Source organism: Streptomyces sp. 840.1, assembly GCF_003751445.1.
Classification (GTDB): domain Bacteria; phylum Actinomycetota; class Actinomycetes; order Streptomycetales; family Streptomycetaceae; genus Streptomyces.
This window is the reverse complement of the sequence record NZ_RJUU01000001.1, coordinates 5,286,624-5,312,623: the sequence shown is the minus strand read 5'-3', so window position 1 is coordinate 5,312,623 and position 26,000 is coordinate 5,286,624. Positions and strand designations below refer to the sequence as shown.

Genomic DNA, 26,000 nt, shown 5'->3' with positions numbered 1-26,000 from the left:
GTCCATCCATGGGTGAGGCGAAGGGCGGGCGCGGCGCCCAACTCAAACACACCGGTCTGCGGCCCGGCTGGACGACCGGTGCCTGCGCGACCGCGGCGGCCACGGCCGCGTACACGGCCCTGCTGACCGGCGATTTCCCCGACCCGGTCACCATCACGCTCCCCCGGGGCCAGACCCCGGCGTTCGCGCTGGCGGTGGAGGAGCTGGCCGGGGAGCGGGCGACGGCCGGTGTGGTCAAGGACGCCGGGGACGATCCGGACGTCACCCACGGCGCTCTCGTACGGGTCACCGTGCGGCGGCTGCCGGCGGGCTCGGGCGTGGTGTTCAGGGCGGGTCCTGGCGTGGGCACGGTCACCCTGCCGGGACTCCCGCTCGACGTGGGCGAGCCCGCCATCAACCCGGTGCCCCGCCAGATGATCGGCGACCACCTCGCGCGGGTCGCCGCGGCACACCGGGGTACGGGCGACGTCGAGGTCACGGTCTCCGTCGACCACGGCGAGGAGATCGCCCGCTCGACCTGGAACCCGCGCCTGGGCATCCTGGGCGGCCTGTCGATCCTGGGCACGACCGGGGTCGTGGTGCCGTACTCCTGCTCGGCGTGGATCGACTCGATCCGCCGGGGCGTGGACGTGGCGCGCGCGGCCGGTCACACCCATGTGGCGGGCTGTACGGGCTCGACGTCGGAGAAGACCGTGGTGGCCGAGTACGGGCTGCCGGAGATCGCGCTCCTGGACATGGGGGACTTCGCGGGCGCCGTGCTGAAGTACGTGCGCCGCCACCCGGTGGACCGGCTCACCATCTGCGGCGGGTTCGCCAAGCTGTCGAAGCTCGCCGCCGGCCACCTCGACCTGCACTCGGCCCGCTCCCAGGTCGACAAACCCTTCCTGGCCGGGCTGGCCCGGCGGGGCGGCGCGGACGAGGCCCTGGCCGCCGAGGTGGCCACCGCCAACACCGGCCTCGCGGCGCTCCGCTCCTGCCAGGAGCACGGTGTCCCTCTCGGGGACCTGGTGGCGGTGGCCGCCCGGGACGAGGCACTGGCCGTGCTGCGCGGCTCGCCGGTCGCCGTCGACGTCATCTGCATCGACCGGGCGGGCACGGTCGTCGGGCGCAGCTCGGTGCGCTGACCCGGCGTCCGGTGCCGCCGGGTGTGTCAGCAGGCGTGCCGGTCGCGTCCTGGCGAGTAGAGGTGGCTGTCGCGGAACTGGTCGGCGCCGAGCGTGCGGCCGACCATGATGACGGCGGTACGGATCACGCCCGCCGCCTTCACCTGCTCCGCGATGCCGTCGAGGGGTCCGCGCAGGATGAGCTCGTCGGGGCGGGAGGCGAGGGCGACGACGGCCGTCGGGCAGTCGGCCCCGTAGTGCGGCAGCAGCTCGTCGACGACCCGGTCCACGTACCTGGCGGCGAGGTGCAGGACGATCAGGGCCCCGCTGCGGCCCAGCGTCGCCAGGTCCTCCCCCTCGGGCATCGCCGTGGCCCGGTTGGCGATCCGGGTGAGGATGACGGTCTGGCCGACCGTGGGCACGGTCAGCTCCCGCTTGAGTGCCGCGGCGGCGGCCGCGAACGCGGGCACGCCCGGGATCACCTCGTAGGGGACGCCCACCTCGTCGAGGCGCCGCATCTGCTCGTTGACCGCGCTGAACACCGAGGGGTCGCCCGAGTGCAGCCGCGCCACGTCGTGACCGGCCTCGTGCGCGGCCGTCAGCTCGGCCGTGATCTGTCCGATGTCGAGCTGCGCGGTGTCCACGAGCCGCGCGTCCGGGGGGCACTCGGCGAGGAGTTCGGCGGGCACCAGGCTGCCCGCGTACAGGCACACCCCGCAGGCGGCGAGCGTACGCGCGCCGCGCACGGTGATCAGGTCGGCCGCACCCGGACCCGCGCCGATGAAGTACACGGTCATCTGTTGTCTCCTGAATGTTCTGTACGGGTTTGCGCCGCGGCTCGCGCGGCCGGACCGGCCGAGGGCTTGCGCACCGACCACTGGGTGACCGGCATCGCCTGCCGCCAGCCGGTGAAGCCGCCGACCGGCACGGCGTGCGCGACGGCGAGGCGAACGAGCTCGCCGCCGTGCCGGCGGTACCACTCGGTGAGCAGCGCCTCGGACTCCAGCGTGACGGTGTTGGCGACCAGCCGGCCGCCGGCCGGCAGCGCTTCCCAGCAGGCGTCGAGCAGGCCGGGCACGGTCAGCCCGCCACCGATGAACACGGCGTCGGGCGTGGGAAGCCGGGCGAGGCTCCCCGGGGCCCCGCCGCTGATCACGCGCAGGGCGGGCACCCCGAGGTGTGCGGCGTTGCGGGTGATGCGCTCGGCCCGCACGGGGTCGCGCTCCACGCTGATCGCGCGGCACGAGGGGTGGACGCGCATCCACTCGATCGCCACGGACCCGGAACCGCCGCCGACGTCCCACAGCAGCTCGCCCGGTGCCGGTGCGAGCGTGCCGAGGGTGGCGGCCCGGATGTGGCGCTTGGTGAGCTGGCCGTCGTGTTCGTACGCCTCGTCGGGCAGGCCGGGCACCGCGCCGAGACGCACGGTTCCGGGGGCGGGGCGGCATTCGACCGCGATCACGTTCAGCGGGTCGCCGGGTGGGTGCGCCCAGGTGTCCGCGGTCCCTTCGGTACACGCTTCGCCCTCGCCGCCGAGCTGTTCCAGGACGCGCAACGGGCTCGGCCCGAAGCCGTGTTCGCGCAACAGCGCGGCGACCACGGCGGGGGTGCCGGCGTCCGCGCTGAGGACCAGCAGCCGGCGGCCGTCGTGCAGGGCGGCCGCGAGCCGGGCGGCGGGCCTGCCCACCAGCGTGACGACCTCGGTGTCCTCGACGGGCCAGCCGACCCGGGCGCAGGCGTAGGAGACGGACGAGGGGTGCGGCAGGACGCGCAGCCCGTCCGCCCCGAGCTCTTCGGTGAGCGCCCGGCCGATGCCGTAGAACATCGGGTCGCCGCTGGCCAGTACGGCGACCCTGCTCCCCGCGTGCGCGGCGAGCAGGCCCGCGACCGCCGGCCGCAGCGGCGAGGGCCAGGCGACGCGCCGTCCCGCGCACTGCGGCGGGAGCAGGCCGAGCTGCCGTTCGGCGCCGATCAGCACCTGCGCACCGATGAGTTCGCGGCGCGAGGCGTCGGTCAGCCCGGACCAGCCGTCGGCTCCGATTCCCACGACGCTCACTGCGGGCGGCACGGGACGGTCGGCGGGTTCGGGAGTCACGGACGATACCTCGGTGTTCGGGGGGGGCTGGCGCACCCGAACTCTACTGTCCGGCCTTGTCAGGACACCGGCCAGGTGGGTGCGCCGCCCCTTCGCTGCCGCGCCTCGTCACGTACGCGGCCCGAGGGCCCGGAGCAGGGGCTCGGGGACTCAGCGCACCTCGTACGCGCGGACGACCGTCTGGCTCACCCGCGCCCCGTGTGTGTCGGTGAGGGTGACGCGCAGGTGCACGAAGGATCCCCCGGCCTCCCGGCGCGGACGGCCGGCCTGCGGGCGCGATCCGGCCGCCGGGACCTGGCACCGGACCGGTCCCTGAACCGGGCCCCGGACCGGGAACGCGACCCCCACCGGCCGAATGCCGACTGCCACAATGGCCGGCATGGACACAGCGGAAGCCGCCAGCAGCCTCGGACAAGCCCACCGGTCCCCCCGCGCCCGGGGGAGCCGGCCCCTGGACGGCTGGGTGCCGCCGTTGTGCGCGGTCATGTTCGGTGCCGCCGTGGCCCTGCAGGGGCCAAGTGACACGGGGCTGGGCCTGATGTACCCGCTCATCGGGCTCGCCCTGGCCATCGGCGCCTGGGTTCTGATCGCGAGCAACCGCGCCCGCCGGGGCATCCGCAGGCCGCGCAGCCGGTCCTGGATCCCCGTGGTGGCCGTCGTCGGCGCGGGCGTCCTCTCGGCGTCCGGCCCCGACGGCACGGCCGGGCTGGGCCGGCTCTACGTGTTGTTGGGCGTGGCGGTCGCCGGAGTCGTCTGGTTCCGGCTGCGGCGGGAAGCCGGCACCGACCGGAGCTGAGCGCCCGTGGTCGACGGCCCGGCCGTACGAGCCGGAGCAGAGCGCCCCCGGAGCCGGGTCCGATACCGGCACCGGGGGCGCTCCCGCGTCGCTTCCCTCCTCAACCGCTGCGGGCGGTCAGGGGCGGGGCTGCTGCTGGGTGACGCAGTGGATTCCGCCGCCGCCCGTGCCCAGGCGGTCGATGTCGAGCTGTTCGACGGTCCGGCCCGGGAAGAGCCGGCCCAGGGTCGCCCTGGCGGCGGTGTCCGCCCCGGTGTCGCCGAACTGGGCGCTGATGACGGCGCCGTTGCACACGTAGTAGTTGGCGTAGGAGGCGAGGAACTCCGGGTCGCCGGAGCGGATCCTGCCGTAGTCGGGTCCCTGGAGCTGAGCCACGCCCATCGGGGCGCCGGCAGATGTCGTCGACTCGGTCAGGATCCGGTACTGCTGGCGCGCGTCCTTGGCGTAGACGTCGTTGTCCGACGCCAGGGGCATCTGCACGAGCGCCTCCCCCGGCGCCAGGAACCGTGAGGTGGCGTCCACGTGGTCGTCGGTGATGTCCTGGCCGTTCACACCGTCGAACCAGATGACCTTGGACGCCCCGTACGCGTCGCACAGGGCCGTCTCCAGCTGGCGCTGTGTCTTTCCGGGGTTCCGGTTGCGGTTGACGAGACTGCTGCGGGTCGCCATGAGGGTGCCCCGGCCGTCCTGCTCGACGGCGCCGCCCTCGCCCACCAGGGCTGCGGAGGTGTAGGCCGCCTTGGCGTAGGAGGCGATCCCGGCGGCGACCCGCGCGTCCTTGGCGTGGGTCTGCTTGTTGCCCCAGCCGTTGAAGTTGAGGCCGACCGCGTCCAGGCCGCCGGCGCCGTCGGTACGGAAGACCGGGCCGGTGTCACGCATCCAGCAGTCGTCGACCGGCACGGACGTGATGACGGTGACGAAGGCCCCGCACATCGACCGGGCCTTGGCGGCGCTCGCGGAGTTGGCGCACATGACGACGGGCTCGTACTTTGCGACCGTCCGCGCGATCAGCGCGATGTCGGCCTGGACCCCGGCGAGCAGGGACCGGCCCCAGATCGTGGTGCTGTCCGGCCAGGCCATCCAGGTACGGGTGTGCGGGGCGTCCTCCGCCGGGACGGTGAAGGCGCCGGCCGGGGCGGCTGTCCGCTGTGTGCGGGGCGCGGCGCCGGCCCGGCCCTGGGTCGCCGCGGCCAGCGCCGCTCCGACGGCGGTCAGGCCCGTGGCCGCCAGGAACCTGCGCCTGTTCGGACCGGATACTGAGGGGCGGTCGACAACGTGATCGTTCACTTCTGCCTCCTGTGTGGCGGGTTCTCACTGCGCGCGGGCTTTCCGCGGGGGGCGGTTTGCTGGCTTTGGGGGGCTGGTCCGGCGGCCTCACAGGGTGCGGCGGGCCGTCGCGATCGCTTCGGGGTCCCAGCCGGGACGCGGCACCGATTCCAGCAGGAGCCGGGTGTAGGGGTGCTGCGGCTGTGCGAGCACCTCGGCGGTCGCGCCCGACTCGACGACGGCGCCGCGCCGCATGACGATCACCTCGTCGGTGACGCAGCGCACTACTCCGAGGTCGTGGGTGATGAACAGGTAGCCGATCGAGGTCTGTTCACGGATGTCGGCGAGCAGGTTGAGGATCTGCGCCTGCACGGACACGTCGAGCGCGGCGACCGCTTCGTCCAGTACGAGGACGGCGGGCTCCACCGCGAGGGCGCGGGCGATGGCGATGCGCTGGCGCTGCCCGCCCGAGAGCTGCCGGGGCAGCGCCTCGGCGGCCCGTGCGCCCAGACCGACCTGGTCCAGGAGTTCGCGGACGCGTCCGGCGTGGTCCGTGCGCGGGAAGTGCAGGCGCAGGGTTTCGTGCAGGGCCGCCCGTGCGCTGATCCTCGGGTCGAGCGAGAGGTAGGGGTCCTGGAAGACCATCTGGACCTCGCGGGCGCGGGCGAGGCGCTGCGCCCGGCCCCGTGCCCGGCCGGTCCTGGACCGGCCCCGGACGCGGACCTCGCCCGCGTCGGCCCGTTCCAGGCCGACGACGATCCGGGCGGTGGTGGTCTTGCCGGAGCCGGATTCGCCGACGATCCCGAGGGAGCCGCCCTCCGGCAGGACGAACGAGACGCCGTCCACGGCCCGGACGGCTCCGTAGGCGCGCCGGACGTCCGTCGCTTCGAGTACGTGCTCAGGCATCGATGGCACCCTTCGGGAGCCGGTCGCTGTGGTGGCAGGCGGCGTGGTGGGCGGGCCGGCCGGGCGCGGTCCGTGAGTCGGGGACCCGCTCGTCGCAGATCTCGGTGGCGAGCGGGCAACGGGCGGCGAAGGCGCAGCCAGCCGGGGCCGTGCGCAGGTCGGGGGGCTGCCCCTGGATCGCGGCGAGCCTGCCGCCCGGTGCCGTGAGGCGGGGGGTGGAGGCGAGCAGGCCCGCCGTGTACGGGTGCCGGGGGCGGGCGAAGAGGGCGGCCGCGGGACCGTTCTCGACGATGCGTCCGGCGTACATGACGTAGACGCGGTCGCTGATGGCTGCGGCCAGGTCGAGGTCGTGGGTGACGAACAGCAGCCCGGTACGGTGGCGTTGGCGCAGCCGGCCGAGCAGGGCGATGACCTCGGCCTGGGTGGTGACGTCGAGCGCGGTGGTCGGCTCGTCCGCGAGGAGCAGCGCGGGCTCCCCCATCAGGGCGGCCGCGATCATGACGCGTTGCAGCATGCCGCCGGAGACCTCGCTCGGGTACCGGTGCAGCGCCGACGCGTCCAGGCCGACCTGCTGGAGCAGTCCGGTGGCGCGGGCCGTCGCGTCCGCCCGGTTCATGACCCCGGTCAGGACGACGCTCTCGGTGAGGAAGTCACCGATGCGGCGCAGCGGGTTGAGGGCGGCGCGCGGGTCCTGGAAGATCATGGCCGCCGTACCGGTACGCAGGGTGCGCAACTGGCCCGCGTCCATGGCGAGTACGTCGTGCCCGGCGACCCGGACCGCGCCCTCGGTGACGGCGCGGTCCGGCAGCAGCCGCAGCGCGCTGCGTGAGGTGAGGGTCTTCCCGGAACCGGATTCGCCCACGAGGGCGACGGTCTCACCGGCGGCGACGGTGAGGTCGACGCCGTCGAGAACCGGCCGTGCGGTGCCGGGCAGCGTGATCCGCAGCCCTTGGATGTCGAGTGTGTTCATCCGTCCCTCCTGGCCACGCGGTCGGCCCAGCGTTCGCCGACCACGTTGAACGCGACGACGGTGAGCACGATGAGGGCGCACGGCAGGATCGCCGAGAGCGGGTATCCGTACTGGACGGCGGTCTGTCCGTCGAAGACCATGCGGCCCCAGTCGGGGGTGAGCGCGGGGACTCCGAGGCCGAGGAAGGAGAGCCCCGCGAGGTCCATCAGGGCGTAGCCGAAGTTGATGGTGGACTGGGCGAGGACGACGGGGGCGATGTTGGGCAGGATGTGGCGCAGGCAGATCTGGAGTGCGGAGTGGCCCTGGACCAGGTAGGCGCTGACGTACGGGCGTTGGCGTTCGGCCAGGACGAGGGAGCGGGTCAGGCGGCTGACGTAGGGCAGGTAGGCGACGGCGAGGGCGGTCACGGGGGCGAGGAGCCCCTCTCCGTAGACGGAGACGATGAGGATCGCGAGCAGCAGACCGGGGAACGCGAAGACGAGTTCGGTGCTGCGGGAGAGCAGGGAGTCGAGCCAGCCGCCCCGCCATGCGGCGGCCGTGCCGACGGCGACGCCCGCGACGGTGGAGAATACGACCACGCCGAGCGGGCCGAGCAGCGAGGTCCGGGCGCCGATGAGCAGCCGGGACAGGGTGTCGCGGCCGGCCGTGTCCATTCCGAGCCAGTGGCCGGCGGAGGGGCCGGCGAGCGCGCTGCCCAGGTCCACGGAGTTGGGGGCGTGGGGCGCGGCCCAGGGGGCGACCGCGGCGGCGGTGACGACGAGGGCGACGAAGCCGAGGCAGATCAGGTGGAGCGGGGAGCCGGCCGCTGCCCGGATCGCGCCGAGGCCGGGGCGGCGGGTGAGGACGGTGGTCATGCGGCCGCCCCCCGTACGCCGAGGGTGATCCGTGGATCGACCAGGGGAAGCGCCAGGTCGACGACGAGGTTCACGGCCATGAACAGCGCGACGATGATCAGCGAGATGGCCTGGACGGTCGGGAAGTCCTTGGTGGTGGTGGCCAGTTCGAGGAGCTGGCCGATGCCCCCGATGCTGAACGCGGTCTCCACCAGGATCGTGCAGACCATCAGGGTGGAGACGATCAGGCCGCCGGTGGTCAGTACGGTGCCCAGCGAGTTGCGCAGGACGTGGCGCCGGACGACGTGGTGTTCCGGTACGCCCCGGCTGCGGGCGACGGTGACGTGCTCGCTGTCGAGTGCCTCCAGCATGGCCGAGCGGGTGACCCGGGCGAGCATGCCGATCAGGTAGAGGGCGAGGGCGAGGGCCGGGAGGGCCAGGTGCCGGAGCATGTCCGCGAAGCCGTCGCCCGCACCGCTGCTGGGGAACCAGCCGAGCCTGACGGCGAACAGGCCCTGGAGCAGGACGGCCGCGACGAAGGACGGGGTGCCGACGGCGATCGTCGTGGTGAGGAGGACGGCGTTGTCGGTGGCACCGCCCCGTACCGCCGCGACCGTGCCGAGCAGCAGGCCGACGCTCACGACCACGAGAAGCGCCATGGCGATCAGGAGCAACGTGGTGGGGAGGCGGTCGGTGAGGAGGCGCGAGACGTCGGTGCGGTAGGTGATGGACCTTCCGAAGTCGCCCTGCAGCATGCCGCCGAGCCAGCGGAAGTACCGGACGTGGAAGGGGTCGTCCAGGTGGTACTGGGCGTTGATCGCGGCGATGGCGTCGGGGGATGCGGAGCGGCCGGAGAGCAGGAAGGAGGCCGGGCTGCCAGGTGCCAGGTACATCGCGCCGAAGACCACGAACGACGCGACGAAGAGGGTGGCGGCCATCTCCGCCGTCCGTCTCAGGGCGAATCTCAGGAAGTTCACGACGCGGCCCCCACGTCGGCGGCCCACGGGTAGTACATGTAGGCGATGGTGGTGGGGGCGCCGCTGATCCTCTTGTTGAGGAAGACCGCGGTGGGCCACTCGGCGACCGGTATCCACGGCAGCTGCTCGGCGGCGAGCCGCTGGAGCCCGGACTCGATCCGCATGCGCCGGTCGGGGTCGTAGACGGCGGTGGCCCGGTCGACGAGTTCGTCGTAGCGCTTGTCGCTGTACCCGGCGAAGTTCAGGTAGGAGCCGGTCCTGAAGTTCGTCAGCAGGTCGAGCGGGTCGGTGATCGACTCGTAGTAGGTGAGCGGGAACATGTCGATTCCCTCGCGCGCTCCGGGGTCGGTGAACAGTGCCGAGAAGGCGTTGGGGGCGATCGACTTGAGCCGGATGTTCAGGCCGATCTGTGTGCCGGCCGCCTGGACGGCGGTGGCGAGGAGCGAGACGTCCTGGCCGATGGAGCTGGTCGCGACGGTCAGATGCGCCCCGCCGGCACCGGCTTCCTCGATGAGCGCCCTGGCCTTCGCGAGGTCCCGTGCGGGCGGCGGCAGTACGCCGAACGCGGACTGCCTGATCCGCTTCGACGCGCCCGCCCAGGCGGCCCGGGTGGTGACGGAGGTGGTAGGGCTCCCGCCGCCGCCGAGGCCGGCCGTGACGAAGCCGGAGCGGTCCAGCGCCAGGGACAGGGCGCGTCGCACGCGGACGTCCCCGAGCGGGCCCTTCATGTTGGTGATGTTGACGTTGACCGTGCTGAGGCCCTCCCCGAAGTAGAGGGTGCCGTTGCCGCTCTCGCGCAGCCGGGCGTAGCTCTCGGTCGGAATGAGATAGCCGCCGTCCACCTCGCCGCTGAGCATGGCGTTGGTCCGGGCGGAGGCGTCGGTGAGGAAACGGAACACCACCTTTCCGGCCTTGGCCCGGTGGCCCCAGTAGCCGTCGAAGCGGTCGAGTTCCAGGGACTGGCCCTTGCGCCAGGTGCCGAGTTCGAAGGGGCCGGTGCAGGCGAGGCCGCCGGTGGTCCCGTAGTTCCGGCCGGCCTTCTCGACGCCGGCCCTGGACGCCACGACGCCGGCTGCGGTCGCCATGTACTGGGGGAACTGGGAGTCGGGCTTCTTCAGCCGGACGGTGACCTGGAGGGGGCCGGTCTTCTTCACGCGGGCGACGTTCTGGAAGGTCTGTGCCCAGGCGGCGGCGTTGTCGGGGTCCGTCTGCCGGGCCAGGCTGAACACCACGTCGTCGGCGGTCATGGTCCGTCCGTCGTGGAAGCGCACCCCCTTGCGGAGGTCGTAGACCCAGGTGGTGGGGTCGGGGTTCGACGCCTTGCGGGCGAGCCCCGGCTCCAGGGTGAGCCCCGGGGTCCAGCGCATCAGGCTTTCGCAGACGTTGGACAGGATCGTGTTCTGGGGGTAGTCGAACGCCATGGTGTAGTCGAGCGTGAGCGGCTCCGCGTAGACGGCCCAGGTGAAGGAGCCGATGTCGCCCCCGGCGCGGGGTGTGCCCTCGGACAGGGCGAAGAAGGACGCGTCCGCTCCGATACGGGGAGGGCCGGCGCACCCCGTCGCGAGCAGGGCGGCCGAGGCCAGCGCGGCGAGCACGGCGGCTCCCCGCCGGCGGGGCGAACGGCGCCCGGCCGTGCGCGGTCGTGTGGTCATCGTCGTGGTCCGTTCAGCCACGGGGGCGCGCCACGGGAATCTGCTGGGTGATGCAGTGGACGCCGCCGCCGCCGTACGCGATCGCCGGGGACCGGACACCGACGACCTTGCGGCCGGGGTACGCCGAGCCGATCACCGCGAGCGCCTCCTCGTCCTGGGGCAGCCCGGCCACGGGGACCACGACGCCGCCGTTGGCCACGTAGTAGTTCAGGTAGGAGACCTCGACCTCGCCGCCGGTCATGGTGACGAACGCGGACTGCGGCACCTCGACGATCTCCAGCCGCCGGCCCCGGGCGTCCGGGGTGGCCTCCAGCACGGCGCGGTTGGCGCGCATCCGGGCGTGGTCGGGGTGGGCGGGGTCGCCGGGCAGGGAGACGACGACCTTCCCGGGGGCGGCGAAGGCACAGGAGCCGTCGACGTGTCCGTCGGTCTCGGTGTCCAGGAGTCCGCCGTAGGGCAGCCAGATCACCTTGGTGACGCCGAGCCGCGACGTGAGCTCGGCCTCGATCCCGTCCCGGTCCATGCCGGGGTTGCGGTTGGGGTGGAGCAGGCACTGCTCGGTGGTGATCAGCGTTCCCTCACCGTCGACCGTGATGGCGCCGCCCTCCAGGATCATGTCGGAGGCGATGCGGTCGATGCCGAGGTGGTCGAGGAGCACGCCGCTGACGCGGTCGTCGGCGTCGTAGGGGTGGTGCTTGCGGCCCCAGGCGTTGAAACGGAAGTCGACGCCCGCGCGCCGGCCGTCGCCGTCGAGCACGAACAGCGGGGCCGAGTCCCGGAACCACGAGTCGTCCAGGGGCAGTTCCACCACGGTCACGCCCTCGCCGCACCGGGCACGGGCGTCGTCTCCGAAGCCGGGCGGGGCGACCATGGTGACGGGCTCGAAGGCCGCGATGGCCCGTGCGACGTCGGCGTACTCCCCCTTGGCCTCGTCGAGGACGGTGCCCCAGAGGTCCTCGCGGGTGGGCCAGGCCATCAGGCAGCCCTCGTGCTCGGACCATTCGGCGGGCATACGGAAGGGACTCATGGTTTTCCTCATCGTCTGGTCGTCATGACTGGGCACGCATTGACTGAATTTTCAGTCAAGAGCAAGGTCAAATGAATAAGGTCAGATGAAATAGAGGCGGCTGAGGGAGACCTCGTGCGCCGGCTCGGACCGCAGGGGTTCCCCGTCGAGCGTGACGAGGCCGTTACGCGCGTCGACGTCCACCTCGCCCAGCCGGCTGTTGCCGACCATGGCGGCCGGACCGATGCCGCGCGTGCCGCGCACGGCGACGCGGCGGCGCCGGGTGGCCATTGCGTCATGGGGCCGGCCGAACGTCCCGGACTCGGCCGCCGCCCTGCTGACGAAGGCGACGGAGAGATCGGCCGGCGCCGCCCCGTGGGCGCCGAACAGGGGGCCGAGGACCAGCGGTTCGCAGGAGTCGGTGGCCGCGTTGGGATCGCCGGTGACGCCGTAGGCGGGGAAGCCGTTCTTGATGACCATCTGGGGCTTGGCCCCGAAGAACGGGGGCCGCCAGAGCACGATGTCCGCCATCTTGCCGACCTCGATCGACCCGATCTCGTGGGCGAGCCCATGGGCGATGGCGGGGTTTATGGTCAGCTTGGCGATGTAGCGCAGCACCCGGGCGTTGTCGTGGCCGACGTCGTCGCCGTCCATCGGGCCGCGCTCGGCCTTCATCTTGCCGGCCAGGGCGAAGGTGCGGCGTACGGTCTCGCCAGCGCGTCCCATGCCCTGCGCGTCGGAGGAGGTGATCCCGATCGCGCCGAGATCGTGCAGGACGTCCTCGGCACCCATCGTCCCGGCCCGGATCCGGTCACGCGCCATGGCGGCGTCCCCGGGCAGATCCGTCTTCAGGCCGTGAACGGAGACGATCATCCCGTAGTGCTCGGCCACCGCGTCCCGTCCGAAGGGGAGCGTCGGGTTGGTGGAGGAGCCGATGACGTTCGGCACGCCCGCCATCTTCAGCACGTTCGGTACGTGCCCGCCGCCGCAGCCCTCGATGTGGAAGGCGTGGATCGTCCGCCCGTCAAGGACGCTCAGGGTGTCCTCGACGGAGAGGCACTCGTTCAGCCCGTCGCTGTGCAGGGCCACCTGCACGTCGTGCTCCTCGGCAACCCGAAGTGCCGTGTCCAGGGCGCGGGTGTGCGCTCCGAGATCCTCGTGGACCTTGAACCCGCAGGCTCCTCCCTCGGCGAGCGCCTCGACGAGCGGTGCGTCGTCGGAGGACGAACCGCGCGCCAGGAAACCGATGTTGACCGGCCAGGCGTCGAACGCGTTGAACGCGTGCCGCAGCGCCCAGGGTGAGTTGACGCCGACACCCCACATCGGCCCGAACTCCTGGCCGATGATCGTGGTGACGCCACTGGCCAGCGAGGCCTCCATGATCCGCGGTGAGAGCAGGTGGACATGGGTGTCGATCGCCCCGGCGGTGGCGATCAGCCCCTCGCCGGAGATGATCGTCGTCCCGGTGCCGACGACGACATCGACCCCGTCGAGCGTGTCCGGGTTCCCGGCCCGGCCGATTGCGTGAATGCGGCCCTCGCGGATCCCGACGGAGACCTTCCGGATACCCAGGACGGCATCGATGACCAGCACATTGCTGATGACGACATCGCAGGTGTCGCGGACGGCGGCCGCCTTCAGATGCAGCCCGTCACGCGCGGTCTTGCCGAACCCGGCCAGGAACTCATCGCCCTCCAGCTGGCTGTCCGACTCGACGCGGACCACCAGCCCGGAGTCCCCCAGCCGGACCCGGTCGCCGGCGCGGGGCCCGTGCACGGACACGTATTCATGCCGGTCGATGTGCCGGCTGCCGGGGCCGCAGTGGTCACTGTGCCGGGTGGGCCTGCTCATACGTCCGTTCCTTCCGGTGCGGTCACGCCGCGGTAGCCGCAGGCCGCCGCCTTGCGCAGGGCGGCCTCCTTGGCGCCCGGGGCGTCGAGGGGCCCGTCGACGAGTCCCGCGAAGCCGATCACCACCCGGGCCCCACCGATCGGGACGAGGCCGACCTCGACGCGATGGCCCGCGTCGAACCGGGTGGACGATCCGGCGGGCGCGGCCAGGCGCATGCCGTAGGCGGCCGCCCGGTCGAAGTCCAGCCGGGGGTTGGCCTCGAAGAAGTGAAAGTGCGACGTCACGCTGATCGGCACCTCCGCGGTGTTGCGCACGGCCACCCTCACCGCGGGCTCCGGCACCCGCACACCGGCCGGGGCCGGCAGCACGGCGCCCGGCGCCTCGTCGTCGTCAGCGATCCATCCGCCCTGGGCGCCGAACGGCCGGCTGATCACGGCGAGGCGGGTGCCGTCGTCGAAGACGGCCTCGACCTGAATCTCGGTGACCACGTCGGTCACCCCGGGCAGCACGTCCTCGGGCCCCAGCAGGCGGCGTCCGCGTTCGACGGCGTCGGTCAGGCGCAGCCCGTCGCGGGCCGCCTCGCAGACGGTGTCCGCGATCAGCGCGGTGGCCTCGGGAACATTGAGCCGCAGCCCCCGGCCCCGGCGGGCCCTGGCGAGCTCGGCGGCGGTGAACAGCAGCAGGCGGTCCCGCTCGTTGGGCATCAGGGGCACGCCGGCCCCCGATCGACTGCCCGGACTGAAATGCCGGTCGGGTACATGATGGTCTTCCTTCTCCGGGAAGTCGGCAGACTGCCGGCCCCGCCGCGCGGGATACCCGTTACGGGAAAGCGCGGTGCGGGCCGCTTCGACGCGGTCGACGTGACCCAGGAAGCGAGCGAGCGGCGGGTTGCCGCTGCGGCAGTGGAGTCACTGTGGCACTGACTGAAAAATCAGTCAATACTCTGGTTACAGCTGAGCGAACAGGAGTTCCGACGTCGAGCGGAGGCTCAGGCCGGAGCAGGGACCTCAGCGGGAACGGGGGTCCCGGCGGAAACGGAGAGCGGCGGCGGGGACGGCGGCGCTACGCCTGCCGCAGCTGCCCGAGCTCAGCCTCGACGGCATCGTGCATCAGGTCCCGCGCATGGTCGATACGCAGTCCTCCGCTGAGCCACCGCATACTCAGCCCCTCCAGCAGGGCGGTCAGCCGCTCGGCGGCGCCGGCCAGCGCGGCGGGAGAAGCCATCGGCTGCACCTGACCGAGCAGGCCCGCCACTTCCTGCACCCAGACGAGTGTCGCCTTGGCAAGGTCCTCGCGCAGCACCTCTTCGAAGACGGCGCTCGCCCGCAACTCACCCCAGGCCGAGCTGTTCTCACGCACCTCTGGGGTGTCCTGGAGCTCCAGCAGGAGGATCTGGTCGAGCTCCTCGCGCGGGCCGAGCGGCCCGGCTTCGGCGACGTGCGCGGTGGTGTAGCGCTCGGCGCGGTCGTTGATGAACTCGAGCGTGTGGCGGAGGATCCCGGTCCGGTCCTTGAAGTGGTAATAGATCAGCCCGGTGGAGACGCCCGCCTCCGCGGCGAGTTCCTCCACACGGAGACCGCGGACCCCGCGCCGGGCGATCACCCGGGCGGCCGCTTCGAGGATCTGAGTGCTGCGCGACGCCATGACCACCCACCTTATCCGGCCGCGTTCGGCCACATGATCCGGGCTGCCACGCGGCGAGGCGGTCTGAACAGAAGTCGATCGTGCCTCTAACTAAAGGACTGAACAGAAGTCGATCGTGCCTCTAACTAAAGATTCAGTCAATATGGAGAGCGATTAGTCAGGAGCGAAAGAAGGAGCACACAGTGCCGGAACGCAGAACAGCCATCCTGCGGGCAGCAGCCAGCACCCTCTCGCGCCGAGGAGCCCGAGCGCTGCGGGTGGAAGAGGTGGCGGCCGAGGCGCAGGTGTCCAAGGCGCTGATCTACCACCACTACGCGGACCGGGCCGACCTGCTGCGCCACACACTCGAATTCATCAACACCCGGGCGGGGCGCGGAACGGGGCAGCGGCCGGACCCGGGCCCTCCGGCCGGAGCCCGCCAGGAGCTGGAGAGGGTCCTGCTGCTGGAGTTCCAGAACAAGGACGAGGTGCGGGAGAACAGCATCGCGTGGGGCGAGCTGAAGGCCAGCGCGGTCTTCGACCCCCGGTTGCGGGACGACCTGGCCCGAGCCGGCCGCCGCTGGGTCCGCGAGGTGGCGGACCTCCTCGGCCGGGCAAGCCCCGGCCCCCCGGACCTGGCCCTCGTCGCGGCTGCGGAACGTCTGACCTCACTGGTCGAAGGGGTGAGCGCCCGCTGGCTGAGCGGAATCCTGCCGCTGGAGAGGGCGCGCGGCCTGCTGCGCGAAGCCGTCGCGGTGGAGCTGGCCCATCTGGACCGACAGCCTCGGCCCGCACCCCTCGGAGGCCTGCCGCGCCAAACCGTCGCGGAGTACACGCTGCACTGACGGGGCAAGGTCACCCTCGCAATGTTTGACTGAATTTCCAGTCAGTGTCAGAGTGGGGACATGAGGGTGAGGCGATGACGCCACCGGCCGTCGCAGCACCTGCGGCGCGCCCTTCCGGCCCCTCGCCCCCCGCCATCCCCGCCACATCCCCGCCGCCCCTGCCGCGCCTCACCGCGCCCGGACGGCAGCCACCTCGTAGTGTTGAGAGATCACGATCGGAGTTCCACCGTGCACCGTCGTCCCCCCACCCGGCGAGCGACCCTCCGCGTCCTGGCCGGAGTAGGCGCCCTGGTCTCCGGCGCGGCGGCCTGCGGCCCCGGCGGCTCCTCGTCAGCCGGGTCCTCCCCCACCACCGAAGACGCCGCGACGGACACCGAGCGCCGGTTCGGGGCCGAGTGGGAGAGCCACACCCGTACCTTCATGTCGTGGCCGGCGCTGGAGTCGGTGTGGGGCGAGGACCTCCCCTACGTACGCGAGGACATCGCCCGCATCGCCCGTGCCGTCGCCGAGTACGAGTACGTCGTCATGATGGCCAGGCCCGAGCAGCGGGCGGCCGCGCAGCGCGCGTGCGGCTCGGGCGTCGAGGTCATTCCCCTGGCCGTCGACGATCTCTGGGCCCGCGACACCGTTCCGGTGTTCGTCGAGGAGGGGGACGACCTCCTCGGTATCGACTTCAACTTCAACGGCTGGGGCAACAAGCAGCAGCACGGGAACGACGCCCGGGTGGCCCGCACCCTCCTGGCGAAGTACGGGATCCCCCGCGTCCAGGCTCCCCTGGTCGCCGAGGGCGGCTCGTTCGAGACCGACGGTGAGGGCACGCTCCTGATCACCGAGAGTTCGATCGTCAACAACAACCGCAACCGGGGCAAGAGCCGCGACCAGGTCGAGGCCGAGCTCATCGAGACCCTGGGTGTGGAGAAGGTGATCTGGCTGGCCGGGGTCCGGGGCCAGGACATCACCGACGCGCACGTGGACAGCCTCGCGCGGTTCACCGCCCCCGGCGTGGTCCTGCTGGACAAGGCCTTCCCCGGCATGCCCGCCGACTCCTGGTCACGCGCCGCCGACCAGGCCGGCTCCGTACTCGCGAAGGCGACGGACGCCAGGGGCCGACGCTTCGAGGTCATCGACCTCCCCCAGCCCGACCTGGACAGGATCACCGGCGAGGGCGACGACTTCGTTTCGTCCTACGCCAATTTCTACGTCGCCAACGACTCCGTGTTCATGCCCCGGTTCGGCGACCGGAAGGCCGACGACCGGGCCCGGGGCATCCTGCGGGAGCACTTCCCCGACCGCGACGTCGTACCGGTCCGGATCGACACCATCGCCTCCGGCGGCGGCGGTATCCACTGTTCCACCCACGACCAGCCCGGCAAGCCGGCGGACTGAGCCCGGCTCCGCGCCGGGGGGGGACCCGGAGCCGGGACGAGGTTGGCCGTTCCTGGCTCGTTGGGCGAAGGCGAGGCGGGCGTCGGCGCCGACGGTGAAGTGCTCGTAGCCCGAGGTCCAAGTAGCTTCCAGGGAGGGCTTGTTGAGGGTCAGCGAGCCCTGGGGAAAGTAGTGGACGAGAACGACACCCCACTGCGGCGAACCGACAAGGCCGGAGCCGGGTCTGCCCCTGGATCCTCGAACTCCACCTCGTGGACCGCGCCCGGGGTTTCGGCGGCTTCTACGAGCAACTGCTCGACCTCGCCCGAGGGTTCGCCAGTCCCTTTGAAGCCGTCGGCGGTTCCGGGACCGTTCGGTCAACAGGCCACGGCCGTGCCGCGGACGGCCTCGGCTGCGGCCCGGCGCCGCTGTTCAGCCGAGCGGACTGCCCGGTGCTTGAGGTCCGGGCCCGAGGCCCAGGCTCCGTGCGACGTATGTCATGTGCTGGACGTTGCCGACGCGCAGCCAATCCGAGGCGTTGCCGGTGCCGGTCGGGCCGTGGCCGTGCGCGCAGTCCCGTAACCAGCTCTCGCCCGCGCCGGCCGTCGCGCCGCGGAAATCGGGCAGTTCAAGGAGCTGCCGGGCCGCCGCCCGGTTGACGGCGATCCTGTCCTCGCCGCGCCCCAGCACCTTGGCGAGGACGAACGACTCGGCGGTGGTGTAGCGGAGTACACCCCAGGGAGGACCGCCACTGCCCGACGCCGGCTCGCGGCCGATGGCTCGGGCGGGCTGGATGCCGTAGTCGCCGTAGCTGAGCAGGGGGACGTAGCTTCGGCCGCTCGAACTCAGCTCGTTCCAGGTGCTCCAGTCCGTGCGGGGCTCAGCGCACAGCCCCTGCTCGAGCATCTGCGCGGTCACCTCGGGGAACCCGCCGGCCAGGACCACGGACGTCCGCCAAGGCGTCAGCGGAATCAACGCGTCGAGCGCGCGCATCGTCTCCTTTCCCGCATCGGGGCGGTCACTGCGTACGGCCCCCAGGTCGAGCAGGAGATCCACCTCGTCGGCAGGGTCCAGGCGGGCGAGCAGTTCCCGGACGGTCTGGATGCGGCTGTCGTCCCACTCGCCCGCCAGGGCGAGCCGTATCCCGACTCCGCTCGCGCTGCGACGTGCCAACTGCAGCGCCATGGCTTGCTGTTGTTCGGGCCGGTCGGGCCCGGTGACCGGCCGGAGCGCGCTCATCTCCCCCAGATCGGCCAGCACCGAGGCGAAGACCCGCATCTGGATCTCATCGGCGAACGGGGCGTCGACCCAGGCCGGATGGTGGCGCTGCACCCTGCTGACGTCATGGGCTTCCCGCCGCACGAAGACGGTCAGCGCGTCGGGCCCGAGTCCGTGGCGAGGCGGAAGGTTCCAGAGCGGGATCACGGTGCTCTGGACGGCGGGACTCAGACTCCGGTACGCCGCCGTGGCATGGCGCCTTGCCGGCAGGACGGGAACGTACAGCGGTCCGGACATGGCGGCTCCCTCTGCTCAGCCCGTGCCCTCTTCCCTCTCCTTTCAGGGTCTGCCAGCTCAAGTCCTGGCGGAACGACGCCTTTTCAGCCCAGGTGGCGCGAACCCTCAAGTGCCGGGGAGTGCCGTGACCGACGCCCCTGCGTCGAGCTCCTCCCGCGTCGGCCGGCTCGCTCAACCGGCCGGGGGTGTCCAGGCGGCTTCGGCCGCCTGGGCGGTGGGGTGGGTCGGGAAGACCTGGTCGAGGCCGACGATGGCGAAGATCCGCCTGACGCGTTCGGGGACGGCGACCAGGACGATGCCGGCGTTCCTGGCGAGGGCCTGGTTGCGTGCGGCGATCAGGACGGTGATGCCGCTGGAGTCGCAGAAGGTGAGACCGCCGAGGTCGACGACGAGTTGCTGTCCCGGTCCGATGTCCAGTCCGGGCAGCACGGCGCGGACCTGAGGTGCGCTGTGGTGGTCGAGTTCGCCGCTGAGAGTGACAACCGGCCCGGCGGGGGTGGTGCGCGAGGTGGTGCTGAGCTGGGTCACTGCTGCTCTTCACGGTCGGGCCGGGGCACATGGATGGCCAGGACGGCGGTGTCGTCGTCCACCCCGGTGCCGAGGGTGTCCAGGAGTTCACGGATCGCGGAGACGGTGGTCTCGGCGGTGGTGGGAGCCAGGGCGCGGCCGAAGTCGAGGAGCGCCTCGTCGCCGTAGCGGTCGCCGGCGATGGCGGTGTGCGCCTCGGTGAGGCCGTCGGTGTGCAGGAGCAGGGTGTCGCCTGGATCGAGGTGGAAGGTGGTGGTGGAAATGTGGGCGTCGGGCAGGACGCCGATGAGCTGGCCGTCGGGGGTGGGCAGGTAGTCGGCGGTGCCGTCGGCGCGGATCAGCAGCGCGGGCGGGTGCCCGCCGCTGGCCAGGGTGATTTCGAACCCGCCCAGGTCGCCGTCGGGGGTGAGCAGGCCGAACAGGACGGTGCAGAACCTGGGATCGATGCCGTTGTACTCGTGGTTCAGGACGGTGTTGAGGTTGCTCAGGACCGCGGCCGGGTCGGGGTCGTACACCGCGGCCGCGCGCAGGGTGTAGCGGGCCAGGGAGGTGACGGCAGCGGCGGCCGCGCCCTTGCCGCACACATCGCCCAGGAACATGCCCCAGGTTCCGTCGGCGAGGGGGAAGAGGTCGTAGAAGTCACCGCCGACCTCGTCGACCGAGGCGATGTGGTAGTGCGCGGCCACGTTCAGGCCCGGCACGTCGGCCAGGGTCGGGGGCAGCAGCGTCTGCTGGAGCGTCGTGGTCAGCTGCTGCAGGCGTTCGCGCTCGCGCTCGGACTCCCGGCGGGCGCGCAGCAGTTCCTCCTCGTAGGAGCGGCGGTCGCGGGCGTCGAAGACGGTGGTACGGATCAGCAGCGGCTGCCCGTCGCTGCCGGTCTTGACCGTCGAGGTCACCAGGACCGGCAGACGCCGGCCGTCGGCGGCCTTGAGTTCCAGGGCGATGCCGCTGATCTCGCCCTGCAGGCGCAGCAGCGGGGCGAAGTGGGTCTCGTGGTAGAGCCGGCCCCCGACGGTGAGGAGATCGGAGAACTTCCTGTGGCCCACCAGATCGCCGCGCCGGTGGCCGAGCCAGTCGAGGAGCGTGGTGTTGATCTTGACGATCCGGCCGTCGAGCAGAGTGGACAGGTAGCCGCAGGGGGCGTGCTCGTAGAGGTCCTCGGCGCTGTCCTCCAGCAGGGCGGAGAACGTCTGGTCGTCGTCGGGGCGTCCGCCGGACTCCGGTTCGCGGTCCTGGTCGCCCTGGGTCCGGCACATCACCCCAGGGCTCCCGCGAAGCGGCCGATCGCCTCGGCGGTCTCCTCCGGGGCGCTGAGCTGGGGGCAGTGCCCGGTGGCGGTCAGGGTGATCAGGCGGCTGCCCTTGATCTGGGCCTGGACGAAGACGCCGACCTCGGGCGGGGCGATGGCGTCGCTGGAGCACTGGGCGACCAGGGTGGGCACGGTCACCCGCTCCAGGTCGGCGCGGTTGTCGGACAGGAACGTCACCCGGGCGAAGACCCGCTGGATCTCCGGGTCCGTGGCGCAGAAGCTGCTCGTCAGCTCCTCGCCCAGCGCGGGGCGCTCGGGGTTACCCATGATGACCGGGGCCATGGCGCCCGACCAGCCGAGATAGTTCGCGTCCAGGGACTCGAGGAGCTCCTCTATGTCCTCGGCGCTGAAGCCGCCGCGGTAGCCGACCGCGGGGTCGTCGATGAAGCAGGGCGACGGGGCGAGGAGGACCAGGCCCGCGAAGAGCTCGGGGTGCCGGGCGGCGGCCAGCACGCCCATCATCGCGCTCACCGAGTGCCCCACGAACGTCACCGGCCCCAGGTCCAGGTCGCGGCAGATCTCCAGGACGTCCTCGGCATACCCGTCCAGGCTGGAGTACCGGTCCCTGTTCCATGCCTCCAGATCGGACCGGCCGGCGCCCACGTGGTCGAAGACCACCACCGTGAAGTCCCGCTCCAGAGTCGGCGCGACCAGGCGCCACATGTTCTGGTCGCACCCGAAGCCGTGCGCCAGCACCACCACCGGTGCGCCTGGGCGGCCTGACACCCGCACCCGGTTCCTCCTACGCACGCTCATACGGCTCATTCTCGCAGAGCGGGCCGGGCGGTAGAACTTCTCGATCATCTGCGAATCGAAGAGACATGCACAGCGGACCCTGCCCAGGCCCTCGAGCCGTTGGGACGATCCTTGCAGGAGGTGCCGGGCGGGATCACTGCGCGTGCGCAACGCAGAACAGCGCGTCGCGGTTCGGGGCGGAGCCGTAGGACCTTGTCACCGAGATCGGGGCTCTTGCCCTCATCTGCTGGAGGTGCCTCAAGAAGAATCGACCATGATCGCGTTACGAGCTTTTGACGAACCGGAGCGGTTCCGCCCTCCGCCCCATGGCAACGGTCTCGGCGTTTCACCCAGCCGTCGACGAGGTCTACTCCTTCCCGTGTTTCCCGTCAGTGAGTTACGCGACAGAAGACGATGCCGGACTCCTCATTACCGGCGCTTCTTGAATCTGAAGAGAAGGAAAACCCCCACCATGGCCACTATCACCAGGAAGACCGCAATCCCCCAGGGGGGCAACTCTTTCCTGCCCTGCCCAGCCGCCGCCAGTGTCAGAATATTTTCCATGAGTTCCCTCATTCATTTCGAACAGCCGACTCGGCACGAACAGGCCTACCCGTCGTTGCGCCACTGAAGATCCTTCACATGGCGGACCTTGACTGCGGGCGCGATCGCGGCTCCGCAGTCCACGGCGGAATCCGCCAGGACTTTCGCTTTGTCGACGTGCCAGACCAATGTGTCGGACTACCTCACCAAGTGGCGGAACGCGACCGGGGACCTGCCGACCGGCTTCGATCCCCACCTCGTCAACGGACAGGACACCTAGTCCCATATCGTGCGGCCCACGGACCAGGCAGCGCATCCTCGCCGGTGACAGGAAGAACTCCAAGCACTACATCTGGGGAAAGAATGACATTCTTTCGGGCAAGCCGGGCGTCTTCTACTCGTACTGAAGGTGCGGCGCTGCTGATCCTTCTCCTCCTCGCCGGCTGCTCCGACTCGCAGAGCCAGGGCAAGGCGCTGGACACGGAAGGAACACAGTCGAGCGGCACGGTCGGCAACACCCACGCGAAGACTGGGCAGACGTGGTACTTCGCACTCCCCGTGCCCCGCAATGTGAGTAGCCGGCCCATCGAGATCACCGGAGCGAGTGTCGTCGACTCCCCCAAGGGACTCAAGGTGGTCAGCTACGCCGCTTACAACCTGCAGGACACCGATGGGTTACCCCTGCTGGCGCTCGAAGGGGAATCCGACACACCCGACTTCGCCCGCCTGAAGAACTACGCGGTCTCGCCGGTGAAGGTCCCGGCCAAGAAGGAAAGCGAAATGTTCTTCCAGGCCAAACTTCACATCACCTCACCACCCGAGAAAAACATCAAGCGCTGCCGGTTCGAGTACCGTCAGGGAAATGAAGAATTCACGCAGATCCTCGACTGCGAACTGGAACTCAAGGTCGAGCAGTAGCCTCGCCGCAACGCGTGTGCCCTCTCGGTCAACAGGTCCGAGGGGGCACACGCGTAAGCAGCCCAGGAACAGCCCTTAGACGTTTCGTTTGGATCAGTCGGTCGTCGGCCCGAGTATGCCGTTAATTGATGCACCATGCTCGCGGACCGAGCCGTTGCTCGCGGACCGGACGTCTGGGAGCGGGTCTTCACCGCCCTGGCGTCTCCCACACGTGTCTCATCAAGCCCCCAGCGAGCTGCCCCACCCTCAATGACCGCGTGGACGTCAGGCCGACTGTGACGATCTCGGAGCCACTTCCCAACGCAGCGGCGGAGTTGGATCGTCACCGAGGCTGCCAAATTAATGCCCTCGCCAATGATCGAACATCGGTTAGGGTGCTTGTCATGTCCTACATTTACGTCCGTCTCCGGACCGTCTGAGAACCGCCTGTCGCCTTAGTTGCTCCGCGACCGGGACCAGTCGCGCAACCCGCAGGAGACCACCGCGGTCTCACGGAGTCCACTGCCCTGCGGGTGCCGATCGACCCCAAGGCGACGCGCGCCCCTTTGCGGTGAGCGCATCCCTACGCGTGCTGCCACTGGTCGGCACGCGGTGGTTGCCGCTGCCCTCGGCACGGGTGTGCACGGCCACTGAACCGGATGCGCCTGATCACAGGCGCGTCCGTTTCTCACTCAGCTTCGGCGGCATCAGCCCCTCGGCCATGCCTGCCGTAGCGCACATCGGACATAGGACTGACCCGTATGACTTCTGTTCCCAGCACCTCTCTGCGCCCACGGCAGGCCCGCGAGGCGGATACGACGTTCGTGCTCGTGCACGGCTCGTGCTCCAGTTCGCTGCTCTGGGCTCCCGTCCAGCGCGAACTGGCGCTGCGTGGCCATCGGAGCTTCGCCGTCGACCTTCCGGGCCACGGATTCGACGCACAGTATCCGGCCGCCTACCAGGCGCCGCAGGACCTCGAAGCGTGGGCGGCCGTGCCGTCGACCCTTGCTGCGGTCACCCTGGAAGACAACGTCGACATGGTCGTCGACGTCGTCCGGCAGGTGGCCGAGCACGGGCCGGTGGTCCTCGTCGGCGCCAGCCTCGGCGGGACCACTATCACCGGGGTGGGCAACACCGTCCCCGACCTGGTGAACCGGCTCGTCTACGTCTCCGCGTGGTCGTGCGTACAGCGCGCGAACCCCATCGAGTACATGCAGGAGCCCGAGTTCAGCGAGAACCTGCTGGCACCGCTGGCAGCACTGAACGTCGGCGATCCCGCCGAATTGGGTGCCGGCCGGGCCAACTACCGTACGTCCGACCCTGTTCTGCTCGCCCTGCTCAAGGCGGCCATAATGGCGGACGGCACCGATGAACAGTTCCGTGCCTTCCTCAACATCCTCCAGCCGGACGAATCGCTGGCGGTGATGACGGCCGACGCGCGAGGTGACGCCGCCACCTGGGGCACCATCGCACGCACGTACATCCGTCTGGCCGACGACCGGACGATCCCCGTGGCCATGCAGGACCGTCTGATCGCCGAATGCGACGCGCTGACCCCTGACAATCCGTACGACGTACACACGATGAACACCAGCCACACCGGGTTCGTGCTCCAGCCCGCGAAACTGGTCGACATCCTGGAGCACCTGGCCGTCTGACCGAGTAACACCCGACCCTTCATCCCGGGTTGAGGGGCCAGCCGCCCGTCGGCTGGCCCCTCAATGCCGGAGCTAATGAGCTCGTGCACGGTTAGCAGTGGGACATCGAAGGCCAGGGCGGCGTCTCGGTGCTTACATCTGCCGAGCCAGGATTCGGCCTGCGGTTTGCTGCTGGGGCAGTGGGCCGGGGTGCGGTGGTGTCACGACGCGTCCGCCGGTCTGTGCTCCGAGTCCTTGGTAGCCGCCATCCGCCAGGATCTCGACCGTTGACCCGTCGGCCAGGAACTTGACCAGCCCTCACTCTCGGGTGTGGGTGATGTCCGCGCAACTCCCGGGTCTGGTCAGGCTACAGAACAGCAGCCGCCCGTCCCCGTCGGTGAACACCATGACCTTCACGGCGATCTGCTTGTTCTTGCCGGAGATGAACCGGTCCCGGTTCTTGCTGCCAACGGCCGGGCGGCGGACACGAATCCGAGTGCCGTCGATGATGCCGGTCTTCCCGGTCGTGCCGAGATGGTCAACGACCTCGGCCAGGGATCGCAGCCGCACGCCGGGGCTGATAGTGCATCCCCGCTCGGCGAGCAGGGGCCGCACTTCGCCGATGGCCCGGGGGACAGACGAGCGGTCCACGCCGAACCAGCAGGCCAGCACACCATGAGTGACCCCGTGGCGAAGGTGCACGAGCCTGGCTTGGTGACATTCGTGCCACAACGGCCCAACCTCTGAAACGAGTTCAGCGACCACAGCGGCCGAAAGCCCCGTGATCCTCCGGTTGCTGATGATCGCGGTACGCGTCACGTTCGTCACCACGCAACCATGATCGACTATCCAGAGCTCGACGTCTCACCGCCAACCATGCACGAGCTCGTCAGTAGCAGTTCCTCTCCCCGCGAGTCATGGAGTTCAGCGTGCACCCGGTTTCACGGTTGAATCCTGTGTCGACTCCGGCAGCAGACGTGCCAGGCGCAGAGGGAGCCGGCGGTCCGCAGGTCCCCACCTACGTGCCCGGGGGCAAGCCCCCCCCGGTCCTGCACGGCCGCCGTGTAATCGGAGCGGTCCCTTGGGCGCCGGTCACGGCCGGGGTCTTCGACCTTCACCACGCGGTACGGACCCCGCGCGTGCTCCCCGATCATCTGGTGGCACCGGTCGGGCAGGCCGCTTCGCTTCGTGGGGTCCCTTGCCGACGATGAAGAAGATGTCGGCGCACCGTATCGCCTTCACGGCTTGAAGGGTCAAAAGGGGTCAATTGATGGAGATCACCTGCCCCGATGTCGTGGCGATGGCGATGATCGCGCGCTGTTCCGTACTCGGTACTCGCTCGCGCGGTCTTCCAGGAACCTCTCCCCAGGAACGGACCGGTTTCCTCGTTCACCCGGTCATTACGTACGATCACCAGGTCAATGCCGCAGCAGGAGCCAGGAAGCCGGTGCGAGTCCGGCGCGGTCCCGCCACTGTGACCGCGCATGTCCCACGGGGCGTGTGCGGAAGTCAGGTCACTGACCTGCCGCGGGCCCGATCCGAGGAGCG

At 70.8% G+C, this 26,000-nt stretch carries 24 protein-coding genes, 1 pseudogene and 1 riboswitch; of the genes and pseudogenes, 7 read left to right on the top strand and 18 right to left on the bottom strand.

Going from position 1 to position 26,000, the window contains the following annotated elements:
* Nucleotides 1-8: 8 nt before the first annotated feature.
* Complete coding sequence (locus EDD93_RS24355) at nucleotides 9-1,124, top strand: cobalt-precorrin-5B (C(1))-methyltransferase (protein WP_123527170.1); 1,116 nt, start codon at nucleotides 9-11, stop codon at nucleotides 1,122-1,124.
* 26 nt (nucleotides 1,125-1,150) lie between these two features.
* On the opposite strand, the gene cobM is transcribed toward EDD93_RS24355, so the two are convergent.
* The 3 genes from cobM to EDD93_RS24340 all read right to left on the bottom strand — a co-directional run bounded on the left by cobM (nucleotide 1,151) and on the right by EDD93_RS24340 (nucleotide 3,579).
* Nucleotides 1,151-1,900: a precorrin-4 C(11)-methyltransferase gene (gene cobM, locus EDD93_RS24350; protein WP_123527169.1), complete on the bottom strand. Its 750-nt coding sequence runs from the start codon at nucleotides 1,898-1,900 to the stop codon at nucleotides 1,151-1,153.
* Nucleotides 1,897-3,198 (bottom strand): precorrin-6y C5,15-methyltransferase (decarboxylating) subunit CbiE, encoded by a 1,302-nt coding sequence (cbiE, locus tag EDD93_RS24345; RefSeq protein ID WP_123527168.1) that lies wholly within the window; start codon nucleotides 3,196-3,198, stop codon nucleotides 1,897-1,899. The genes cobM and cbiE overlap by 4 nt, the downstream gene beginning before the upstream one ends.
* 150 nt (nucleotides 3,199-3,348) lie before the next feature.
* Nucleotides 3,349-3,579 (bottom strand): hypothetical protein, encoded by a 231-nt coding sequence (locus EDD93_RS24340; RefSeq protein ID WP_148083901.1) that lies wholly within the window; start codon nucleotides 3,577-3,579, stop codon nucleotides 3,349-3,351.
* Between EDD93_RS24340 and EDD93_RS24335 the strand changes: the two genes are divergently transcribed.
* Complete coding sequence (locus tag EDD93_RS24335; RefSeq protein ID WP_148083900.1) at nucleotides 3,578-3,994, top strand: hypothetical protein; 417 nt, start codon at nucleotides 3,578-3,580, stop codon at nucleotides 3,992-3,994. The genes EDD93_RS24340 and EDD93_RS24335 overlap by 2 nt on opposite strands.
* Nucleotides 3,995-4,111: 117 nt before the next feature.
* Here the strand turns inward: EDD93_RS24335 and EDD93_RS24330 are convergent, their stop codons facing one another.
* From EDD93_RS24330 to EDD93_RS24280, 10 genes are all read right to left on the bottom strand, one after another.
* Nucleotides 4,112-5,281: an agmatine/peptidylarginine deiminase gene (locus EDD93_RS24330; protein WP_123527165.1), complete on the bottom strand. Its 1,170-nt coding sequence runs from the start codon at nucleotides 5,279-5,281 to the stop codon at nucleotides 4,112-4,114.
* An 87-nt stretch (nucleotides 5,282-5,368) separates the two neighbouring features.
* Nucleotides 5,369-6,166 (bottom strand): ABC transporter ATP-binding protein, encoded by a 798-nt coding sequence (locus EDD93_RS24325; RefSeq protein ID WP_123527164.1) that lies wholly within the window; start codon nucleotides 6,164-6,166, stop codon nucleotides 5,369-5,371.
* Nucleotides 6,159-7,136 (bottom strand): ABC transporter ATP-binding protein, encoded by a 978-nt coding sequence (locus EDD93_RS24320; RefSeq protein WP_123527163.1) that lies wholly within the window; start codon nucleotides 7,134-7,136, stop codon nucleotides 6,159-6,161. Before EDD93_RS24320 ends, EDD93_RS24325 begins: the two co-directional genes overlap by 8 nt.
* A complete protein-coding gene (locus EDD93_RS24315) occupies nucleotides 7,133-7,990 on the bottom strand; it encodes an ABC transporter permease (protein ID WP_123527162.1) in 858 nt (285 codons plus the stop codon). The genes EDD93_RS24320 and EDD93_RS24315 overlap by 4 nt, the downstream gene beginning before the upstream one ends.
* Nucleotides 7,987-8,946, bottom strand: a complete 960-nt coding sequence (locus EDD93_RS24310) for an ABC transporter permease (RefSeq protein ID WP_123527956.1) — start codon at nucleotides 8,944-8,946, stop codon at nucleotides 7,987-7,989. Before EDD93_RS24310 ends, EDD93_RS24315 begins: the two co-directional genes overlap by 4 nt.
* Nucleotides 8,943-10,598: an ABC transporter substrate-binding protein gene (locus EDD93_RS24305; protein ID WP_123527161.1), complete on the bottom strand. Its 1,656-nt coding sequence runs from the start codon at nucleotides 10,596-10,598 to the stop codon at nucleotides 8,943-8,945. The genes EDD93_RS24310 and EDD93_RS24305 overlap by 4 nt, the downstream gene beginning before the upstream one ends.
* A 13-nt stretch (nucleotides 10,599-10,611) precedes the next feature.
* On the bottom strand, nucleotides 10,612-11,625 hold the full coding sequence (locus EDD93_RS24300) for an agmatine/peptidylarginine deiminase (protein ID WP_123527160.1): 1,014 nt from the start codon (nucleotides 11,623-11,625) through the stop codon (nucleotides 10,612-10,614).
* A gap of 81 nt (nucleotides 11,626-11,706) precedes the next feature.
* Nucleotides 11,707-13,455: an urease subunit alpha gene (locus tag EDD93_RS24295; RefSeq protein ID WP_185092428.1), complete on the bottom strand. Its 1,749-nt coding sequence runs from the start codon at nucleotides 13,453-13,455 to the stop codon at nucleotides 11,707-11,709.
* The gene (gene ureA, locus EDD93_RS24290; RefSeq protein WP_123527159.1) at nucleotides 13,452-14,168 is read right to left on the bottom strand and encodes an urease subunit gamma; all 717 of its coding nucleotides are present in this window, start codon (nucleotides 14,166-14,168) and stop codon (nucleotides 13,452-13,454) included. Before ureA ends, EDD93_RS24295 begins: the two co-directional genes overlap by 4 nt.
* A gap of 349 nt (nucleotides 14,169-14,517) precedes the next feature.
* Nucleotides 14,518-15,099, bottom strand: coding sequence for a TetR/AcrR family transcriptional regulator (locus EDD93_RS24280; protein WP_123527157.1), 582 nt, complete (start codon nucleotides 15,097-15,099; stop codon nucleotides 14,518-14,520).
* A 182-nt stretch (nucleotides 15,100-15,281) separates the two neighbouring features.
* On the opposite strand from EDD93_RS24280, the gene EDD93_RS24275 reads away from it, so the two are divergent.
* From EDD93_RS24275 to EDD93_RS40370, 3 genes and pseudogenes are all read left to right on the top strand, one after another.
* Complete coding sequence (locus tag EDD93_RS24275) at nucleotides 15,282-15,923, top strand: TetR/AcrR family transcriptional regulator (RefSeq protein WP_123527156.1); 642 nt, start codon at nucleotides 15,282-15,284, stop codon at nucleotides 15,921-15,923.
* 228 nt (nucleotides 15,924-16,151) lie between these two features.
* On the top strand, nucleotides 16,152-17,309 hold the full coding sequence (locus EDD93_RS24270; protein WP_123527155.1) for an agmatine/peptidylarginine deiminase: 1,158 nt from the start codon (nucleotides 16,152-16,154) through the stop codon (nucleotides 17,307-17,309).
* A 177-nt stretch (nucleotides 17,310-17,486) separates the two neighbouring features.
* A pseudogene (locus EDD93_RS40370) lies at nucleotides 17,487-17,611 on the top strand (aminopeptidase); the annotation flags it as partial.
* Between the two features lie 109 nt (nucleotides 17,612-17,720).
* On the opposite strand, the gene EDD93_RS24260 reads toward EDD93_RS40370, so the two are convergent.
* From EDD93_RS24260 to EDD93_RS24245, 4 genes are all read right to left on the bottom strand, one after another.
* Nucleotides 17,721-18,803 (bottom strand): beta family protein, encoded by a 1,083-nt coding sequence (locus EDD93_RS24260; RefSeq protein WP_123527154.1) that lies wholly within the window; start codon nucleotides 18,801-18,803, stop codon nucleotides 17,721-17,723.
* A gap of 171 nt (nucleotides 18,804-18,974) precedes the next feature.
* Nucleotides 18,975-19,331 carry an STAS domain-containing protein gene (locus EDD93_RS24255; RefSeq protein WP_123527153.1) on the bottom strand — a complete coding sequence of 119 codons (357 nt, stop codon included), beginning with the start codon at nucleotides 19,329-19,331 and terminating at the stop codon, nucleotides 18,975-18,977.
* Complete coding sequence (locus tag EDD93_RS24250; RefSeq protein ID WP_123527152.1) at nucleotides 19,328-20,587, bottom strand: SpoIIE family protein phosphatase; 1,260 nt, start codon at nucleotides 20,585-20,587, stop codon at nucleotides 19,328-19,330. Before EDD93_RS24250 ends, EDD93_RS24255 begins: the two co-directional genes overlap by 4 nt.
* The gene (locus tag EDD93_RS24245) at nucleotides 20,587-21,396 is read right to left on the bottom strand and encodes an alpha/beta fold hydrolase (protein WP_123527151.1); all 810 of its coding nucleotides are present in this window, start codon (nucleotides 21,394-21,396) and stop codon (nucleotides 20,587-20,589) included. The genes EDD93_RS24250 and EDD93_RS24245 overlap by 1 nt, the downstream gene beginning before the upstream one ends.
* Before the next feature lie 885 nt (nucleotides 21,397-22,281).
* On the opposite strand from EDD93_RS24245, the gene EDD93_RS39445 reads away from it, so the two are divergent.
* Complete coding sequence (locus EDD93_RS39445; protein ID WP_148083899.1) at nucleotides 22,282-22,836, top strand: hypothetical protein; 555 nt, start codon at nucleotides 22,282-22,284, stop codon at nucleotides 22,834-22,836.
* Nucleotides 22,837-23,576: 740 nt separating this feature from the next.
* Entirely contained in the window at nucleotides 23,577-24,473 is an 897-nt protein-coding gene (locus EDD93_RS24235; protein WP_123527149.1) for an alpha/beta fold hydrolase, read from the top strand.
* Nucleotides 24,474-24,770: 297 nt separating this feature from the next.
* Here EDD93_RS24235 and EDD93_RS24230 read toward each other — a convergent pair whose 3' ends face one another.
* Nucleotides 24,771-25,283, bottom strand: coding sequence for a transposase (locus EDD93_RS24230; RefSeq protein WP_260255844.1), 513 nt, complete (start codon nucleotides 25,281-25,283; stop codon nucleotides 24,771-24,773).
* 567 nt (nucleotides 25,284-25,850) lie between these two features.
* Nucleotides 25,851-25,993, top strand: a riboswitch (cobalamin riboswitch).
* Nucleotides 25,994-26,000: the final 7 nt, after the last annotated feature.

Excerpts from the sequence above, each read along its gene's own strand:
- EDD93_RS24355 (WP_123527170.1), top strand. The coding sequence starts at position 9 with ATGGGTGAGGCGAAGGGCGGGCGCGGCGCCCAACTCAAACACACCGGT.
- EDD93_RS24315 (WP_123527162.1), bottom strand. The coding sequence starts at position 7,990 with ATGACCACCGTCCTCACCCGCCGCCCCGGCCTCGGCGCGATCCGGGCA.
- EDD93_RS39445 (WP_148083899.1), top strand. The coding sequence starts at position 22,282 with ATGACATTCTTTCGGGCAAGCCGGGCGTCTTCTACTCGTACTGAAGGT.
- EDD93_RS24340 (WP_148083901.1), bottom strand. The coding sequence starts at position 3,579 with ATGCCGGCCATTGTGGCAGTCGGCATTCGGCCGGTGGGGGTCGCGTTC.
- EDD93_RS24300 (WP_123527160.1), bottom strand. The coding sequence starts at position 11,625 with ATGAGTCCCTTCCGTATGCCCGCCGAATGGTCCGAGCACGAGGGCTGC.
- EDD93_RS24235 (WP_123527149.1), top strand. The coding sequence starts at position 23,577 with ATGACTTCTGTTCCCAGCACCTCTCTGCGCCCACGGCAGGCCCGCGAG.
- EDD93_RS24335 (WP_148083900.1), top strand. The coding sequence starts at position 3,578 with ATGGACACAGCGGAAGCCGCCAGCAGCCTCGGACAAGCCCACCGGTCC.
- EDD93_RS24250 (WP_123527152.1), bottom strand. The coding sequence starts at position 20,587 with ATGTGCCGGACCCAGGGCGACCAGGACCGCGAACCGGAGTCCGGCGGA.
- EDD93_RS24320 (WP_123527163.1), bottom strand. The coding sequence starts at position 7,136 with ATGAACACACTCGACATCCAAGGGCTGCGGATCACGCTGCCCGGCACC.
- EDD93_RS24260 (WP_123527154.1), bottom strand. The coding sequence starts at position 18,803 with ATGTCCGGACCGCTGTACGTTCCCGTCCTGCCGGCAAGGCGCCATGCC.
- EDD93_RS24325 (WP_123527164.1), bottom strand. The coding sequence starts at position 6,166 with ATGCCTGAGCACGTACTCGAAGCGACGGACGTCCGGCGCGCCTACGGA.
- cobM (WP_123527169.1), bottom strand. The coding sequence starts at position 1,900 with ATGACCGTGTACTTCATCGGCGCGGGTCCGGGTGCGGCCGACCTGATC.
- EDD93_RS24305 (WP_123527161.1), bottom strand. The coding sequence starts at position 10,598 with ATGACCACACGACCGCGCACGGCCGGGCGCCGTTCGCCCCGCCGGCGG.
- EDD93_RS24280 (WP_123527157.1), bottom strand. The coding sequence starts at position 15,099 with ATGGCGTCGCGCAGCACTCAGATCCTCGAAGCGGCCGCCCGGGTGATC.
- EDD93_RS24295 (WP_185092428.1), bottom strand. The coding sequence starts at position 13,455 with ATGAGCAGGCCCACCCGGCACAGTGACCACTGCGGCCCCGGCAGCCGG.
- EDD93_RS24245 (WP_123527151.1), bottom strand. The coding sequence starts at position 21,396 with ATGAGCGTGCGTAGGAGGAACCGGGTGCGGGTGTCAGGCCGCCCAGGC.